The 16,358-nt window shown below is 51.8% G+C and carries 16 protein-coding genes; 7 read left to right on the top strand and 9 right to left on the bottom strand.

Annotation, left to right across the window (positions count from 1 at the left end; all coding sequences use genetic code 11):
- Positions 1 to 273: 273 nt before the first annotated feature.
- Entirely contained in the window at positions 274 to 1,398 is a 1,125-nt protein-coding gene (locus DUE52_RS16330) for a hypothetical protein (protein ID WP_229312188.1), read from the bottom strand.
- Positions 1,399 to 1,596: 198 nt separating this feature from the next.
- Between DUE52_RS16330 and DUE52_RS16325 the strand changes: the two genes are divergently transcribed.
- The 3 genes from DUE52_RS16325 to DUE52_RS16310 all read left to right on the top strand — a co-directional run bounded on the left by DUE52_RS16325 (position 1,597) and on the right by DUE52_RS16310 (position 4,319).
- Positions 1,597 to 2,847, top strand: a complete 1,251-nt coding sequence (locus DUE52_RS16325; RefSeq protein WP_114407090.1) for an MFS transporter — start codon at positions 1,597 to 1,599, stop codon at positions 2,845 to 2,847.
- Positions 2,848 to 3,120: 273 nt separating this feature from the next.
- The gene (locus DUE52_RS16315) at positions 3,121 to 3,621 is read left to right on the top strand and encodes a DUF6036 family nucleotidyltransferase (protein ID WP_114407088.1); all 501 of its coding nucleotides are present in this window, start codon (positions 3,121 to 3,123) and stop codon (positions 3,619 to 3,621) included.
- 149 nt (positions 3,622 to 3,770) lie between these two features.
- Positions 3,771 to 4,319 carry a class I SAM-dependent methyltransferase gene (locus DUE52_RS16310; RefSeq protein WP_133299858.1) on the top strand — a complete coding sequence of 183 codons (549 nt, stop codon included), beginning with the start codon at positions 3,771 to 3,773 and terminating at the stop codon, positions 4,317 to 4,319.
- A gap of 10 nt (positions 4,320 to 4,329) precedes the next feature.
- Here DUE52_RS16310 and DUE52_RS16305 read toward each other — a convergent pair whose 3' ends face one another.
- The 5 genes from DUE52_RS16305 to DUE52_RS16285 all read right to left on the bottom strand — a co-directional run bounded on the left by DUE52_RS16305 (position 4,330) and on the right by DUE52_RS16285 (position 8,638).
- Positions 4,330 to 4,734, bottom strand: a complete 405-nt coding sequence (locus DUE52_RS16305; protein ID WP_114407086.1) for a DUF1801 domain-containing protein — start codon at positions 4,732 to 4,734, stop codon at positions 4,330 to 4,332.
- 89 nt (positions 4,735 to 4,823) lie between these two features.
- Positions 4,824 to 5,324: a hypothetical protein gene (locus DUE52_RS16300; RefSeq protein WP_133299857.1), complete on the bottom strand. Its 501-nt coding sequence runs from the start codon at positions 5,322 to 5,324 to the stop codon at positions 4,824 to 4,826.
- A 133-nt stretch (positions 5,325 to 5,457) separates the two neighbouring features.
- Complete coding sequence (locus DUE52_RS16295) at positions 5,458 to 5,676, bottom strand: hypothetical protein (protein ID WP_133299856.1); 219 nt, start codon at positions 5,674 to 5,676, stop codon at positions 5,458 to 5,460.
- A gap of 143 nt (positions 5,677 to 5,819) precedes the next feature.
- Positions 5,820 to 7,427, bottom strand: coding sequence for a calcineurin-like phosphoesterase C-terminal domain-containing protein (locus DUE52_RS16290; RefSeq protein WP_114407083.1), 1,608 nt, complete (start codon positions 7,425 to 7,427; stop codon positions 5,820 to 5,822).
- A gap of 44 nt (positions 7,428 to 7,471) precedes the next feature.
- Positions 7,472 to 8,638 carry a glycosyltransferase family protein gene (locus DUE52_RS16285; RefSeq protein ID WP_114407082.1) on the bottom strand — a complete coding sequence of 389 codons (1,167 nt, stop codon included), beginning with the start codon at positions 8,636 to 8,638 and terminating at the stop codon, positions 7,472 to 7,474.
- Between the two features lie 191 nt (positions 8,639 to 8,829).
- Between DUE52_RS16285 and DUE52_RS16280 the strand changes: the two genes are divergently transcribed.
- From DUE52_RS16280 to DUE52_RS16260, 4 genes are all read left to right on the top strand, one after another.
- Positions 8,830 to 10,188, top strand: coding sequence for a GH1 family beta-glucosidase (locus tag DUE52_RS16280; RefSeq protein ID WP_114407081.1), 1,359 nt, complete (start codon positions 8,830 to 8,832; stop codon positions 10,186 to 10,188).
- Between the two features lie 369 nt (positions 10,189 to 10,557).
- On the top strand, positions 10,558 to 11,655 hold the full coding sequence (locus DUE52_RS16275; protein WP_114407080.1) for a fatty acid desaturase family protein: 1,098 nt from the start codon (positions 10,558 to 10,560) through the stop codon (positions 11,653 to 11,655).
- Between the two features lie 429 nt (positions 11,656 to 12,084).
- Positions 12,085 to 13,686, top strand: coding sequence for a cryptochrome/deoxyribodipyrimidine photo-lyase family protein (locus tag DUE52_RS16270; protein WP_114407104.1), 1,602 nt, complete (start codon positions 12,085 to 12,087; stop codon positions 13,684 to 13,686).
- Between the two features lie 232 nt (positions 13,687 to 13,918).
- Positions 13,919 to 14,656 carry a DUF4369 domain-containing protein gene (locus DUE52_RS16260; protein WP_114407079.1) on the top strand — a complete coding sequence of 246 codons (738 nt, stop codon included), beginning with the start codon at positions 13,919 to 13,921 and terminating at the stop codon, positions 14,654 to 14,656.
- Positions 14,657 to 14,699: 43 nt separating this feature from the next.
- On the opposite strand, the gene DUE52_RS32445 is transcribed toward DUE52_RS16260, so the two are convergent.
- From DUE52_RS32445 to DUE52_RS16250, 3 genes are all read right to left on the bottom strand, one after another.
- Positions 14,700 to 14,870 (bottom strand): hypothetical protein, encoded by a 171-nt coding sequence (locus tag DUE52_RS32445; protein ID WP_165840955.1) that lies wholly within the window; start codon positions 14,868 to 14,870, stop codon positions 14,700 to 14,702.
- Positions 14,871 to 14,955: 85 nt separating this feature from the next.
- A complete protein-coding gene (locus DUE52_RS16255; protein WP_114407078.1) occupies positions 14,956 to 15,402 on the bottom strand; it encodes a hypothetical protein in 447 nt (148 codons plus the stop codon).
- A gap of 75 nt (positions 15,403 to 15,477) precedes the next feature.
- A complete protein-coding gene (locus DUE52_RS16250; protein ID WP_114407077.1) occupies positions 15,478 to 16,260 on the bottom strand; it encodes an RHS repeat domain-containing protein in 783 nt (260 codons plus the stop codon).
- Between the last annotated feature and the right edge of the window lie 98 nt (positions 16,261 to 16,358).

The raw sequence follows: 16,358 nt of genomic DNA, 5'->3' as shown, positions 1-16,358 counted from the left end.
TGCATAAATGGATCCGGGTGGCCTTAGCCGTCTTACAATCGGGGAAGCCGTTTGATTCTCGACTAAACCTGCCAACCGAAGAAAATTTGGTTTCAAACTTGTAAAATTTGACAGTTCATAGGTACGCAATAATCCTGATCGTTACGTACCTAAAGGCACGAGAGAAGAGTTGGCCTACTGTCGTTGCTACAAACATTTCGTGCCTCTGGCACTTAATTGGTTCATTATCATTAGATAAAATCTAAACCTACACTACTAAAAGTTGTCTCTAATTTACTGCACATGCCGTGACGCCATCTGGTGTTTCGCCAGCATCTTTTTCAGTTCCTCCGACCAGCCCAGGTATTTTTCGCCGTCTTTGGTGTCGTAACCATTCTTGATTAAGCCGTCGGCTTCTTCCATCGCCTGATCGGGACGGTCGAGGAAGTAGTTCAAAACCATGAGGTTATAAAAAGCTGAATACCGCATTTTCTGATTGCGTTTGTCCGAGCCGGGGTATTTGGTTTTCAGCTCCTGAAAATAATCCAGCACCGGTTGCAGGTCGCGGGCGAGCTGGTCGATCGGCTGGGTGGCGGTCATTCGTTTCGACAATTCCTTCACCGCTTTGATGGCTTCCTGCTGAATCGGGTATTCGGGATGGCTTTTGGAGTCCAGAATCCAGAGAAATTCCCGCGTTTGGGTCGGCACATACCCATACCAGCGATTGGCATCCTCATTCACCCGAACGAGCGCATCGGTCACGTACTTTGTAATCAGATCCGTCCGAATCGTTTGCTGGTTTTGCTCGATATACCGGCGCGCATCGGCCAGGTTTTTGTATTCGACGGTTGTAAATGACAGTTCTGTCGGAAAATAACCGCTGGTCGTGACGCTTTTTTCCGGCCCGGTTTGCGAGGCCGTTTGCAAAAACCGGTTGCTTTGCAACTCCTTCGCTTTCTCTTTTTCCTTCCGGCTCAGCGATTTTTCGTCGGTGCGGGCGCCAAGAACCTTGTAATTGCCGCTGAAACTATACCGAACGATCATGCTGTAATACGTGATTCGATCGGTGACCTTCCCGTCTTTGTCTTTCTTTTCTTCGGTGCGGGTTTTTGTTTCGCTTTTCTCAAACCGCACATTGCCGAACTCCACCGTGATGCCAACCGCCGGGTTGTTTTCGACCCGTTGAAACCCTGATAAATTGATTTTTTCGTACATCGCCGATTCCGGATAAGCCGATGCGACCGAAGGCGACCCCACGACCCGAACACCAAACGTGCGGTTATCGGCGGGGGTGTGTTCCCTGGGAAGAATCAAATAACCGGCGTCGAAATAAAAGCGGTCGAGGTCAACCTTCTGGGCCTGAACCCGTGGGCTGGTCGTGAAAAAAATCAGGGCTAAGAGCGAGTAAAGCGGTTTCATGTTCCAAAGGTAAGGGTTGCAAAAACTGAAAATTGCGAAGTATTTATCAAACGTAAAAGATTAGGGCTGAATTGATAAAAAATTGGATCAGATTGAAACTTATGCAACCAACATTTGACGCTAAATGCATTTCAATTAACTTCAAACCCGCAAGCGTAGCCCAATTTGAACGCATTCATCAAATCCTGACGTAACCCAATGAATCTCAAAACCCGCATTCAACTCTCTGTAATGATGTTTCTCCTGTTTTCGGTATGGGGAGCCTGGTACGGACAGATGAGCAAGTATCTTTTCACCCAATTGAACGCGACCGGCGATCAGGTCGGCAATGCCTACACGGCTTTTTCACTGGCGATGCTGGTGGCTCCCTTCTTTGTCGGTCTGATTGCCGACCGCTATTTTGCCGCCCAGAAAGTGCTGGGCGTTTTGAATCTGGCGGGCGCGGCCATTCTGTTTTTTCTGATTCAGGAGAAAGACGCTGATGCGTTTTTCTGGCAGATACTGGCCTACTGCCTCACGTTTGCCCCGGCCATGTCGCTGACCACGTCCATTGCCATGCAGCAGATGAAAAATCCGGAGAAGGAATTTCCGGGCATCCGGGTGTTGGGAACCGTGGCCTGGATCGTCGTTACGAATATTGTGGGATTCCTGGGAATAGGCGATCAGGTAGCCATTTTCCAGATCGCTATGTACACTGCGCTGTTTTTTGGTTTGTTTTCCTTCACACTGCCGCATACGCCCCCCAAAGCTACTGCCAGCGCGTCTATTGGCCAGATTCTGGGCGTCGATGCTTTCAAAATGCTGAAAGACCGGTCGTTTGCCATTTTCTTTCTGTCGTCGGTTCTAATCTGTATCCCGCTGTCGTTTTATTACGCGATGGCCAATCCGTCGGTGACCGATGCCTACAAGGCTGCCTTCCCGGGTGCTGATCCGAAAAGTTTTAATGTTGAGAATATCATGTCGCTGGGGCAGGCTTCCGAGTTTTTTTTCATGCTTCTGATTCCCTTGGCGTTCACTCGGCTGGGCGTTAAATACATGTTGGTGGTTGGGTTGGTGGCCTGGATTATTCGATTTCTGTTGTTTGGGTACGGCGACGCTGCTTCGGGCGAGTGGATGTTCTACATTGCCTTCGTTTTGCACGGTGTCTGCTACGATTTCTTCTTTGTAACCGGCCAGATATACACCGACAACAAAGCCGGAGAGCGCATCAAGTCCTCAGCGCAGGGTCTGATCACGCTGGCGACCTACGGAATCGGAATGGGTATCGGTTCCAAACTGGCCGGAATCGTAGCCGATCTGTATACGGTCGATGGCAAAGTAGACTGGACCTCGGTCTGGCTGGTTCCGGCGGGCATTGCTGCGGTGGTGCTGGTGTTGTTTATTCTGATGTTCAACGACCGGAAGAAAACCGTACCGGCTGAAGATGAGCTGGTAACGGGCCCGTTGTAAAGCCTCTCGTGTTAAAATTTTCAAAAGGATGCCGCTCCAACGGTGTCCTTTTTGTGTTATACAGGAAATTGACGTTGTTTGAGGTATGGAAAAGAAGAAACGGATAACGGTTTATAAAGACCTGGATGACCCTCATAGGGAACAGGTGCAGTTATATGCCCGAATGACACCGGAAGAGAGATGGGAGGAGTACATAAAGATGCGCCGGATTTATATTGAACTGGGAGGACTTCAGCCAAAAGCTGGGCAAAGAATTAGCATAAGTAGGCCATCATGGATGTAGAAAACAGTGATTTTCTCCAATTTGTAGCATCTGCCGAAAAACAGCAGTTAGAATATATGTTGGTTGGTGGGCTCGCCCTCTTGTTAAATGGGGCCGTTCGTTTTACCCAGGACGCTGATTTATGGTTACAACCAACTAATGTAAACAAGGAGAAATTATTGAATGTATTGCAGGATCTGGGCTATAGTCAAGAGGATACAGCGACGATTGGGATACTCGATTTTACAAAACCGCAAATTATAAGGATTGATCTAGGCCCAATCGACATAATGACACGCGTTCATTTTCGATTCAATTATGAAGACTGCCGAAGTCGAGCGCAGGAATTCATTACAAAGGCAGGCTATCGAATTCGTTTCATTGGTATCAATGACTTACGTGAAATAAAGATCTTGGCACGACGACCGAAAGATTTAAACGATGTGCTGATGATTGATGAAGTGATAGAGGAAAGGAAAAAACTTGACGAGAATAAGACCGATAATAGCTAGAAAATAACGATGAAGCCGCCCCCATGGATTTAGAGAAGCAATTCTATCTCATTTTCATACTACTTCTGATTAGCCCCTTTTCACAGGCTCAATTTGAGGGTAATGAATGTTTGGACAAGCATTATACGAAAAAAGAAGCGATTGAATGGATGTTAAAAACATACAGCGGGATTTACAATTTTCAGAAGACGGAAAAGATTGCCAGTATTGGGGCGGGTTCGGGCGTTCGGGAAATCATTTACTCGATGATGGCCGATAGTCTGACCATTCATCTTGAGGACATTGACCCGGTGTGCCTTCAGCCCGAAAAGCTTTCGTTGACCATCCGGCAGTTGTACCAAATCAGGGGGCAAACCTGTTCGGCGTTTTTTATTCCGGTACGGGGGAGTGAGCAGGAAACAGGATTGCCCAGCCGGTTTTTCGACAAAATCATCATCGAAAACAGCCTCCATGAGTTTACCCATTCCAATGAAATGCTGGCCAGCATTCGGGGTAATTTGAAAAAAGACGGTTATCTGTTTATTGGAGAGTTGGTCGCCCGTCGAAAAGGCCAAAAACACCAGGGATGCCGTCGACCACTATTCACGGAAGAGGCCTTGTTTCATCTATTGGATTCGAATGGTTTTCGCTTCGTTGAAAAAACGGTTTTGGATCCGAAACATCCCTACGACCGGGTTTATCGGTTTGCGTTGAAGTAGAACCCTATGTTCATTTTTCCACCAGTTTCAGCCATTCTTTGATCACGACCTGCAATGCGGCTGCTTTTGCGTCAATATCTTCCTGCGTCGTAAAAACGGCAATTCGTCGGCCGTCTTCGTATGTGCCTTCGAGTAATGTGGAGGGGTCAGGGATTTTAGCCCCGCTGGGAAAAACCAGCATGATCTTTCCTCTGTGAAGATTGAAAACCGCCAGATCCCGTTTGTATTCCTTCGGATCGAACGGTTTCATGTCGCCCTTGTAATAAAAACTCGGGTTGTTCCACTTAATTCGTTCGCCAATGTCGGGATCGGTGCTCAAAAAGAGCTGCCGGATGGATTCAACGAGCAGACCCAGTTTCGGGGCGAGTTTCTGAATATGTTCCGTTACCTGTTCCGTGCTGCTAGGCTTGTTCATGCGTCGTGTTCAATCCACCAAATGTAGGGCTATTTACCAAAGATTCAACCACCGGGAAAACGGAGGTCAATGGTGAAACCTAAACGTATTTACAACGTGTCCGGATAATTCCCCGCCACCCGGTATTGGAGATGCCGGACTTGCGACTGAAATTCGGCGAGGTGTTGAGAGAGCAAACGAACCGACGCTTTCCGGTGCAGTAGCTGCCGGAATTTCTGACACTGATCCAGCAGCAGAGGCTGGATAACCGACGAGTGGGGGGCTAATACGGTTTCGCGGGACGACGACAGGAGCGTAACTTCCTGCGCCTGCTGCCGGAGTTGTTCGGTCAGGGCCAGCAGCACGGGTTCCGATTCCCCGCTGATCACTGCCAGCCGAAGCCCGTTTACTGAAGAGTCGAGTGAGGTAATGGATTGAAGATGAAGTTGTTGAAACTCCCGGTCGATTCGGTTGGTTTGCATGGGTTCATTCGCCGGAGTGGCCAATCGGGAGAAACGCCAGGCTCCCCATCCGGCCAGACTCATGAGCAAAACTAACCAGAATGCCTGGTTGAGTCGTCGGAGCAGCAGTTCACGCAGAGATTGAGTCACGCAACGGGTTTCGGAATGTTTGCGTAAAGGTGCAACTCGAAAATGACCCCAGCGTAAAGGAAATGTGAACGGTTTGCGAAGTTTTTAGCTAAAAAAACAGTCCGGAAGATGTTGCTTCCGGACTGTTTTTTAGTTACTGAATGGCTACTGCGGTCTTTGCTTTTTTCGTTTTCTGGGCCTTGAGCTTCTTCTTTTCTTCTTTTTTCGTCACTTTGATCAGTTTGGCGGCCAGCTTCTTCGCCGATTGCTGAATCATCTTTTTGACTTTCTTCGATTGTTCACCAATTTCGGCCAGTTTTGATTCGACAGAAGTTGAAATATCGGTAGCCAGTGCCTTCTTTTGGGCCTTCATACAGTGTGTTGGTTTGATGGTATTCCTGGGAATAAAAAAATCTACAAACAAATACAAAAAAATAGCCGGAAACAAAAGCCCAATGTTAAGTTTTTGTTAAGGTTTCGGGCGGTTTTTGCCCGAAACCTCGGCGGTTTCCATCTCTATTTTTCAGAAACCGCTGAGGCTTCGACTACCTTAAAAACCGTGTTGCCGGTGAAGGTCCGACCATAGGCGTCTTTGGCACGAACTTCAACCGTGTGCTCACCAGCGGGCAGGTTACCGCCCAGTTTGGCCTTCCACAAATGCGTCGACAGAATGGGTGCTGAAGGTTTCGTTCCACCCAATGGCTGTTCGGCAGAATCATACCGGTACCGAACGCCGAGTAATCCGGGATCGGCTTCCTCGACCCGAATCATCGGTTTCCACGCACCCTGGCCGATGCGGTATTCCAACGAATCACGCTTGCTGCCCTGGAAGAAGTTGGCATACAGATCATTACGACCCACCTGACCCTTAGCAATCGCTTTCGGTGCATACAAACCAATCTTGTAGGTTTCGGGCTGTCCCGCAATCCGGTAGTCGAACGAATACTGATTGCCGTTGAAAGTCAGGAACATATAGCCTTTGGGCGTTCCATCGCGCATCGTTGAAACCGGTACGCCCAGCGCGTTGTTTTCGCCGGAATACCAATCGCCCGAGGTCGTGCCAACGTTGTATTCGTGGTGCGGATTGACCCGATCCAGCCCGGCCTCCTTGCCGTAAAAAAAGTGTTGCTGAATGTGCGTGTGGGCCGAGAGCGACAACGTGTGCGGAAAGTCTTTGAGCGCATTGAACAACCGCTGGCGGTCGGCTTTCCGAAAGGCTTCCCCCGCGCCTTCGCTGAATAGCGGAATGTGATGGCACAAAACCACCAGATGGTCTTTCGGTACGTGTTTCAAATCGTTTTCAACAAACGCCAGTTGATCGGGGCGCAAACCGCCCTGGTAGCCATTCTGGTCGCGCGGATCGGGGTAGAGAATATCATCCAGAACGATGAAATGGACTTTTCCCTGCGTAAACGCGTAGGTGTTGGGGCCATACATAGCCTCGAAACTTTCGTCCGACAAACTATCCGCTTTCACATCGTAGTTCATGTCGTGATTGCCCATCACCTGAAACCACGGCAGATCGAGTTTGCGAATGACGGTATTATAGTCACCGAATAGCGCCGGATTGTCGCCCACTAGGTCGCCCAGGCTGATCCCGAACCGGAAATTGCCGGTTTTGCCCTGCAGTTCGGAAACCACTCCCCGGTCGAAATGGGCAATCTGCTCCGTGGTGTAGGCCTGCGGATCGCCAAACACCAGAATCTGGTATTGATCCGGCTCGTCTTGTTTGGTGAGCGCAAAGTCGACGGATTTGGGCAAGGGCCCCGTGGGGGCAACGCCCGGAAATTTCAGTTGCGGAGAGCCGTTGGGTTTGTGCCGGTAAAAGAACTGGGGCAAATTCTGGGCGTTGACGGGCAGTTTGTAGCCCGTTGGCTTGATCACAAAAAGAATATGATCAAGCCCGACCGGCAGTTGATACTGACCCTTGGCATCCGTCAGCACCACCTCGCGGCCATTGGAAACCGGAACCTGCGCCAGCCCCGGTTCGGTGCGGTCTTTTTTGCCGTTCTGGTTGCGGTCTTCAAAAACAAAGCCCTGGGCGGTATGTTGGGCGTGAGCCAGCACCGAAAGCGTGAGCAAGGTGCCGGACAGCAGCCCGCGTAATGTAGGAGAGGAAAGCATGTTTGAAAAAGAAAAGAGTATACCGATTTAGTGACTCAATGTAATCATTTTGTGGTAAAAAAGCTGCCATTCCCAGCCGCAGACAGGGTCTTCGACCGCTGTCTGGGCTTTCGGTTGGAGCTTTCCGGGTTGACCGCCCGGTTTAAAGCTGCCAGAAATAGGAAATAGCCCCGCCCGTGCCAGGCCCGGAACTGTTCGCTGGCCTGGGCATCGTAGTGGGGCATAAAATCAAGCAAACGGCTCAGGTCGAAGGTGTTGGAAGCAACGCCAACCCCGGCCCGCTGACCATCCAGCGCATTGCAGGCCTGTTCGAAATGGTTGGGTTGAGGAATCATCAGGACGGGTTTTCCCAGATAAAAAGCTTCGCAAACGGCTTCAAAACCGGCGGTGGTCACCACCGCCCGGCACGCCTGCATGGCCTCCAGAAACCGTTGGCTGTGAATGGCGTGGTAGGTCAGGGTCGCGTCGATCCGCTCTTCTGCCACCGACGCTCCCGCATGAAATAAACGCATCGGCAGATCCGGGTGTTGCTGATGGGCCTTCACCAGTTGGGAAACCAGCCCCGGCTGTGTGGTGTAGGCCAGCAGAAAGTCGCCCGGTGTCGGATTGCGTTCCGTAGCTTCCCGGCGCAGCAGGGGAGGAACCACGCGCACCCGGCTGCCGGGCACGTCGGGCTGCTGATCGAAAGACAAAGCCAGCAGTTCCCGGGCACCCCAGGCCGTCAGCCGGGAGGTGAGTTTAAACAGCATTCGGTCCAGAAGCTGCCCTTTCGGAAAGGAAAACCGGGGGTGAAAAGCCAGATACTGGTGGGCCACGCAGAGCATAGGCACCGTCGGGCGGTAAAAACCGTAGGTCAGTCCACCCAGCAATTCATAAAAATTAATGACCAGATCAGGTTTCAGGGTTTCAATGGCATCCCGAATCTGACGCATGCTGCGCCGGTAGGTTCGGGCGTTTAAAATAGCCTTCAGCGCCGTTCTGGAAGGTTGCAGGGCATTGGTTCGGGTGTGGTAGACCAGTCCGGGACTGGAAAGGGGCGTGATCGGAGCCGGGAATTGCTCGCTGAAAAAAGCGGGGGTTGGGCGGTTTTGGGTAACACCCACCAGCGCACCAACCACCTCATGACCAGCGGTTTCGACCAACTGAGCAAACGAAAGAGCCTGCGTCAGGTGGCCGCGACCTTCTCCCTGTACCAGAAACAATAAGCGCATGAAAGAAATTGTACGGTTTTCGGAAGCGAAGCTACATTGGCAGGGTTACATGAATTTTACGGTCCGGTTATCAATGCGTGCGCATCCGGTGTTTTTTTACGGTTTTCTTAACACTTTCTTAACAGGCCGAAGGGGGCGATGCCGCCCGAAACCCGCTACCTTTCCGCGTTCAATCTACCTTTGTACCGCTTTTGCATCCTTCACCACCATCCTTTTCCCGCCAGGATTTCGGGGCCGATTTTGTCTGGGGAGCCGCCACAGCCGCCTATCAGATCGAAGGCGCTCACCAGACCGACGGACGCGGGCCTTCCATTTGGGACACCTTCACGCACGACAAACGCTGGGGTCGTTTGCGGGATCACGGCGATGTGGCCTGCGAGTTTTACCACCGCTACGAAACCGATCTGGCTTTATTAAAAAGTCTGGGTTTCAAGGCTTTCCGATTTTCGCTTTCGTGGTCGCGCATTATGCCCGACGGAACGGGCCGCGTCAATGAACGGGGGCTGGATTTTTACAACCGCCTGATCGACACCTGTCTGGCGATGGGCATTGAACCCTGGGTCACGCTCTACCACTGGGATTTGCCCCACGCCCTCGAAGCCAAAGGCGGCTGGACCAACCGCGCGGTGATCCGCTGGTTTTCCGAATTTGTCGATTGCTGCACCAAAGCCTTCGGCCACAAGGTCAAAAACTGGATGGTGCTGAACGAGCCGCTGGTGTTTACGGCGGGCGGTTATTTTGCCGGTATTCACGCGCCGGGTCGGCGGGGACTGTGGAATTTTCTGCCGGCGGTTCATCACGCCGTGATCTGTCAGGGCGAAGGCGGACGGATCATCCGCCGGAATGTGCCCAACGCCCGGATTGGTACCACGCTTTTCTGCGCCCCGGTCGAACCCCACACGCAGCAGGTGCGGGATGTTCGGGCAGCCGCCCGGATCGACGCGCTCGGCAACCGGCTGTTCATCGAACCCAGCCTGGGCCTGGGCTATCCGGTTCGGGAAGCGCCCTTGCTGAAACAGATCATGACCAAATACGCCAACCTCGGCGACCTGCAACGGGCGGCTTTCGATTTCGATTTTATCGGCCTGCAAAACTACTTCCGGCTGGTGGTGCGTCACGATTGGTTGACACCGTATTTCTGGGCCAGAGAAGTGAAACCCCACCGGCGGCAGGTGACCGAGACCACCGACATGGCGTGGGAGGTGTATCCGGCAGGGATTTATCAGGTGATCCGGCAGTTTTCGGCCTACGAAAAAGTCAACGAAATTATCATCACCGAGAACGGGGCGGCTTTTCCGGATCGGTTGGAAAACGGCGTGGTGAACGATCCGCAGCGTTTGGCGTTCTACCAGGCCTACCTCAGGGAAGTGTTGCGGGCCAAACAGGAGGGCTTCAAGGTCGGCGGTTATTTTGCGTGGTCGCTGATGGACAATTTTGAGTGGGCCGAAGGCTACCGCCCCCGCTTCGGACTGGTCTACGTCGACTATCCCACCCAGCAGCGAATTGTAAAGCAGTCGGGACACTGGTTTCGGGATTTTTTGACCTCATAAACTTCAACGAAGGGCTTTGATTCGAGTTTTGTGTTTTAGGCGACAAGTTGTTGTTTTAGTGCGGCTTGTGACCTGATGCGCGAGCCGTTTGTGTAAATAAATTCGGATCGTAGTGGAAAATAGAAATTTGGGTAGTAATTTTCCACGTCGTAAAATTTACAATTTAATAGGTCAGGGATTACGCCCTTCAATAAATCTTCAATCATTAATCCAATTTGTTTGTTAGTATAGAAGCCCCTGGTAACTCCCGATCCATCCCGCCTGCATAAAACCAGGCAAGCCGGAGCGGTCGTTCTTCCAAGAACCGGCCTTTGTCTGGCTCGCAGAAAATTTCAGGAAACCGGTCGGCTTGTCAACTGATTTGAATTGATGCAAACACCCGTAAAATTTACCAATACCGGTCGGTCGCAGTTTTTTGCCACCGCTCGTCGCCGAGTTGATACCTATTTCAAGGAAAACGGTATTTCGCCAACCGCCAATTTTGCCATGTGGTTTAAAACCATCTTCTTCCTGGGCGGCTATGGACTCCTATATGGCCTGATCATTTCCAACCTGTTCAGCGCCTGGACCATGCTGGGACTCGCCGTTTTGCTGGGCATTTTTGCCGCTTTTATTGGCTTCAATGTCTCACACGACGCCATGCACGGTGCGTTTTCGTCCCGAAACTGGCTCAATAAAATCCTGAGCAGTAGTTTTTACTTCATCGGGGCAAATCCGTACGTCTGGAAACTCTCCCACAACATCGTTCATCATACCTACACCAACATCTTCGGCCACGACGAAGACATCGATGTCGCGCCGGGTCTGATTCGGCTGGATGACGGCGAACGCTACCGGCCGTGGCAACGCTATCAGCATCTGTACGCCCTGCCGCTGTATTCGCTGACGTCGCTTTCCTGGGTTTTTCGGAAGGATTTTGTGAAATTTTTCCAGAAAAAAATCGGCCAGCACGCCAATCCGCGCCATCCCCGGCATGAATACATTACCTTGTTTGCTACCAAAGCTGCCTACTATTTCTGTTTTTTGGTGCTTCCTTACCTGGTTCTGGATCTGGCCTGGTGGCAGGTTGCGCTGGGTTTTGTCGTCATGCACCTGGTGGAAGGCGCATTGATTGCCATTGTTTTTCAAATGGCGCATCTGGTGGAAGGAACCTCGTTTCCGGTTCCGGTCAATGGCATGAGCATTCAGGAAGCCTGGGCGGTTCATCAATTGCGGACTACTGCTAATTTTGCCCCCCGCAGCAAAACGGCCGCTTTCTTCTGCGGTGGCTTAAACCGCCAGATCGAACACCATTTGTTTCCCAAAGTCTGCCACATTCACTACCCGGCCATCACGGAAATCGTGAAGAAAACCGCCGAAGAATTTGAACTGCCATACCTGGAGAATCCCACATTTTTCTCCGCGCTGCATTCCCACTACCGCATCCTGAAAAGGCAGGGACGGCGGGAACTGGCCGAAGCGGCTTGAAATATCGTTCCGCCTTAACGCAAAAAAATCCGGCCCAAAACCGGATTTTTTTCTTTTAATGCAAGCTATGGGGTTGATGATGAGCGGATCAAGTGCCAGCGGCACGGCATGTTTGTAGCAAGAGTCTAGCCCCGCCAAAAACCGAGTCGCGTAGCGACGAAACATTTTTTATCCAGGCACAGTCAGTTGGTTCGGTCGCTACGCGACCGGGAACCTACTGGGACGATCGGGTAGCGACAAACATCCGTCCGCTACGCGGCCAGGAAACTCATCGTTATTAAGCAGGTCTTCCAAATGCCTGATCACCAGGCGGTTTTTAGAGTTCAAGTTGCGTATACTTAAAAAAATCTCCAGAACGAAAACATTTGGATTCAACACGGTCTTGTATTGTCCACTGTTTTTCAGGCTTTTTTAGCCCGACTTTGGCTCATGACTGATCGCCCTGCTGTCAACATCCTCTGGTTCAAGCGTGATTTGCGCCTGCGCGATCATGCGCCTTTGCAGGCTGCGATGAGCATGAGCAACCGGCCGCTGCTGCTGGTATACTTTTTTGAACCCGAAGTCATCGCCGATCCGAATTATGATCCGCGCCACTGGCGGTTTGTGACCGAGTCGCTGGCTGATCTGAACCAGCAGCTTTTTGAACTGGAAAAAACCGAGCCGGTGGTTTCTAAATTCAATCACGAATGGCTTCCCTTTGTGTTCGACGATGAGTCCGAATCGCTTAATTCCGGGCATTCAACTGGGATACCTCATATCTGGATTTTTCACCGCAGCGTGCTGGAGGTGTTCGACGCTCTTCACCAGATTTTCACGATCGATACCCTTTTTTCCTACGAAGAAACGGGGCTGAAAGTGACCTACGACCGCGATAAAGCCGTGGCCCGGTTTTGTCGTCAGGCCGGTATTACCTGGCGGGAATTTCCGTCCAATGGCGTGATTCGGGGACTTAAAAACCGCGAAACCTGGGCGGACGACTGGCAGCAAACCATGCGGTCGCCCCAGCAACATCCCGACCTCAGCCGCTGGAAACCGGCCGATTTGCCCGCCGACTGGTACCAAACCCAGCGCGGCCCCGACCTTCCCCCGGCGTGGCAGGAACCCAACCCGCTGTTTCAGCCGGGCGGGGAACGGAATGCGTTCCGGTATCTGAACAGTTTTCTGGTCAAGCGAATTTCGCTTTATGCCCGGTCGATCTCCAAACCGCTGGCGAGCCGTCGGGGATGCAGCCGTTTGTCGCCCTACCTGGCCTGGGGCTGTCTGAGCGTCCGGCAGGTTTTTCAGGCGCAACTAGCGGCCAAAAAGAGCATCAATGGCGTGGCGTTTCGCCGGCAATTCGATGCTTTTGCCTCGCGATTGCGCTGGCACTGCCATTTCATTCAGAAATTTGAATCCGAAGACCGGATGGAGTTTCAAAACATCAACCGGGCTTTCGACGGGTTGAAAAAGAACGCAGATCAGGCGCAGTACCGGGCCTGGCGCGACGGCCAAACGGGCTATCCGCTGGTGGATGCCTGCATGCGCTGCCTGAAAGCGACGGGCTATATCAATTTCCGGATGCGAGCCATGTTGATGTCGTTTTTGAGTCATCATCTGTTCCAGCACTGGCAGGAGGGAGCCTGGCACCTGGCCCGACTCTTCACCGATTTTGAACCGGGCATTCACTACGCGCAGGTACAGATGCAAACCGGCATGACCGGGACCAATACCGTCCGGATCTACAATCCCGTCAAGCAGTCGCAGGACCACGATCCGGAAGGTGTCTTTATCCGCCAATGGGTGCCCGAACTGGCCAATTGTCCGCTGGCCTACCTCCACGAACCGTGGCAGATGCCGCCCCTGGAACAGATCATGTGCCATTTTCAAGTTGGGATCGACTACCCGGCTCCGGTTATCGATACCGAAGAAACGGGCCGCCAGGCGCGGTTGCTGCTTTATAAACCGCGTGAAACCGAAACCGGTCGGGCCGAAATCGAGCGGATTTTAACACGGCACACAATTCCCATGCAAGCGAATCCGCAGCCTACGTGAGTGAAAACCGTTATGACAGCGGTTTCATCCTAAAACCGCAGGACGTAATACTGACACAAAAAGGTCTGCCCAAATTCCTCAATGACTTTCTGATAGGTCTGCTCAAAACCGTTGCGTTCATAAAACCGCAAGAGGGGGACGGGTGGCGTTTGGAGAAGCTAGCACCAAATAAACATTTTTTTGCAACCGTAAAAACCGGATCCGCTGTAATGAAAACCGTTCGAATTCGTCTATGCCGGTACCAACGCCAGCTTTCGACCTCATGCAAACCGCCCAACGACTTTCCACCTTTCTGCTGCTCTTTTTAGGCACGCTCTGTTTCGCCCAGCAACATCCGGGCTACCGCGTCATCGGTCACATTCGGGGGCTGCCCGATCAGACGAAAATGTACCTGATCGATGGCGGAAAACGCCAGGTCATCGATTCGGCGGTGGTTCGGCAGGAGCGGTTTGTTTTTGACGGGAGTATGGCGGAGGCTGCCCACACGTATCTGTATGCGGGAAAAGGAAGTGTAAGTTTCAAACTGGCGGACATTCTGCTCGACAACCGAACCGTCGAAGTGGAAGGAACGAAACCGGTTTACGATAGTGTGACGGTAAACGGCTCGGACATCGACCGGCTATGGAAAGAATGGGGGAAGGAAGATCAACAGATTGGCTACCAGCGTTTCCGGATCAAACAGGTTCAGGAGGCACTGGCCGCCCAAAAAGATACGGCCCGTGCGGGAATACTGAAAAAAATCATGGACGAAATGACCGCCAGCCGAATCGAGCTGTTGAAGTCGTACGTTAAGCGTTATCACAGCACCGCCGTGGGGGCGGCACTGCCAACACTTTGTACTTTAGGGAATTACTTAACGAAAGCCGATTACCTGGAGATGTACCGAACGCTGTCGCCCACCTGGCAAAACTCCGGTTTTGGTCGGGAAATATTGGAACAGGCCGGGGCAAAAGGAAACCGGGTTCCGTAGTTTCGATAGCCGGACAATGAAACCGCGTACCAATACCGTCTGATTAGCTAAACAGAATCGTCAGCGCAATGGCTACAAACGTCAGCACCACCAGCCAGTCGGGTCGTTCGGGCCGGGGATTTTTCCGGGCCGGTTTGCCGTATTGGTTGTAATAATTGGCAAAGCGGGTGGAGCGGGTTTGAAGGGGGCGTTGAAAAAATAGTTGAGACATCATGACGCAAGGGTTGTTTCACGATTCAAAATTGCCCGCCGAATCTTAAACGCAACTGAATATCTCCTTAGAATTTCCTTAGAAGCCCTTAAAGTTCATACGTAACGGTTTGATGAAGCACCGTGCCACCCACCGGTTTGAACGATACCTGCATCAACCCTTTTTTGTTGGTTTTGTGGTAGGAGTCGAGTTGCTCTGACGTTTTATACGGAATCGGGTTTGTTTCAAAACCCAGCATCTTCTTTTTCAGCGACCCTTCACCAAACGAAAGCTGGCGAAAACTGGCTTCGGTTAAGGCCGTGTCCACTTCGGTCACGGTGAAAACGGAGTCCTGGGCAGATATGCCCTGAATTTCGACAAGCAGCAAGCCCTCGGCAGTGGTCGGTTTGCCCTCTTCATCCACGAGCGCAACGGAAACGATCAGGCCCTTGGACCCGTCTTTCCGGACTTCTACTTCTTTCAGTAATTTGGGGGAATTCTCGTTTTTGCAGCCTGCCATCAGCAGCAAAGCAAGGAAGAAACCGGCGATTTTCATGGAGTCAGTTCGTTAAGGGATCACTCCCCTTACTAACTGCTTTGGCCGCAAAATGGCTAAAAATTGACGGCATTTCTACTGACAGTCGTATTTGTACACTTTTTGTTTGTTGACAATCGACGGATTTCCGGTTTGCTGCAACAGGAGTGAGGTTTCGGTGGGTAAGTCATTGCTGTACTGGTAGGTGGCGGTGTAGCCGTAGCCGAAATCCTTGTATTGAACCGGATTGTTCACACTGAGGTAGTGGCTTTTGTCGACCAGCGAAGACACCAGCGGAATGAGCTGAAAAGCAGGCTGGTTGAAGAAGGGCGATTTTTTGTCGTCGTACCGGTATTCCGCATAGAGTCTTTCGGCCTCCTGGTTTTTCGCGTAAAACACCTTGGTCACATTCCCGGCGGCATCGTATTCCATGCGTTTGAAATACGTCCGCTGCCCGCTGGGGTCCACCACCGAAATCTTGGTAATGCGGTTTTGCGCGTCGTAGGTGGGCGTTGCCGTCACTGTCTCAGCATTGTCCAGGGCGTTGATGGTCGCAATGCGGCCGCCGGCGTCGTAGGTAACCGTATGCTCTTCGGCCCCGAGGTTCTCGTATTGGGAGATGCCGGCCAGAAACCGGGTCACGCGGCCCGTGGCGTTGTAGGTGAACGAAAACACGTTGAACGACGACTGTTTGATGGCGGCAACGCGTTTGTTGGCGTCGTAGGTAATGGACACCGGGCCGGAGTCAAAATAGAAGTCGGGAACCTCATTGACCAGGCAAGTTTGATTCTGCGGGTCCGGCGGATCTTTTTTGTCACCCCCGCAACCCAGCAGAAAGGCAACCGCGGCACAAACGAGCAAAGTAGTTCTGGCCTTCATACGTTGAATGAGTGGATTCGGAATTGTAAAAATGGGAATTGTACGGGTTATTTCATAACGAAAAATGGGGCATGGTAAGATAGTGAGTTACGGACAAT

The organism is Larkinella punicea, assembly GCF_003334855.1.
Classification (GTDB): Bacteria; Bacteroidota; Bacteroidia; order Cytophagales; family Spirosomataceae; genus Larkinella; species Larkinella punicea.
Note: the sequence above shows the minus strand (reverse complement) of the source record. Positions and strands in the feature narration are given on the sequence as shown.

Coding starts and splice junctions, on each gene's coding strand:
- DUE52_RS16330 (WP_229312188.1), bottom strand. CDS start 1,398: ATGAAACCGCTTTACTCGCTCTTAGCCCTGATTTTTTTCACGACCAGC.
- DUE52_RS16325 (WP_114407090.1), top strand. CDS start 1,597: ATGAATCTCAAAACCCGCATTCAACTCTCTGTAATGATGTTTCTCCTG.
- DUE52_RS16315 (WP_114407088.1), top strand. CDS start 3,121: ATGGATGTAGAAAACAGTGATTTTCTCCAATTTGTAGCATCTGCCGAA.
- DUE52_RS16310 (WP_133299858.1), top strand. CDS start 3,771: ATGTTAAAAACATACAGCGGGATTTACAATTTTCAGAAGACGGAAAAG.
- DUE52_RS16305 (WP_114407086.1), bottom strand. CDS start 4,734: ATGAACAAGCCTAGCAGCACGGAACAGGTAACGGAACATATTCAGAAA.
- DUE52_RS16295 (WP_133299856.1), bottom strand. CDS start 5,676: ATGAAGGCCCAAAAGAAGGCACTGGCTACCGATATTTCAACTTCTGTC.
- DUE52_RS16290 (WP_114407083.1), bottom strand. CDS start 7,427: ATGCTTTCCTCTCCTACATTACGCGGGCTGCTGTCCGGCACCTTGCTC.
- DUE52_RS16285 (WP_114407082.1), bottom strand. CDS start 8,638: ATGCGCTTATTGTTTCTGGTACAGGGAGAAGGTCGCGGCCACCTGACG.
- DUE52_RS16275 (WP_114407080.1), top strand. CDS start 10,558: ATGCAAACACCCGTAAAATTTACCAATACCGGTCGGTCGCAGTTTTTT.
- DUE52_RS16270 (WP_114407104.1), top strand. CDS start 12,085: ATGACTGATCGCCCTGCTGTCAACATCCTCTGGTTCAAGCGTGATTTG.
- DUE52_RS16260 (WP_114407079.1), top strand. CDS start 13,919: ATGCCGGTACCAACGCCAGCTTTCGACCTCATGCAAACCGCCCAACGA.
- DUE52_RS32445 (WP_165840955.1), bottom strand. CDS start 14,870: ATGATGTCTCAACTATTTTTTCAACGCCCCCTTCAAACCCGCTCCACC.
- DUE52_RS16255 (WP_114407078.1), bottom strand. CDS start 15,402: ATGAAAATCGCCGGTTTCTTCCTTGCTTTGCTGCTGATGGCAGGCTGC.
- DUE52_RS16250 (WP_114407077.1), bottom strand. CDS start 16,260: ATGAAGGCCAGAACTACTTTGCTCGTTTGTGCCGCGGTTGCCTTTCTG.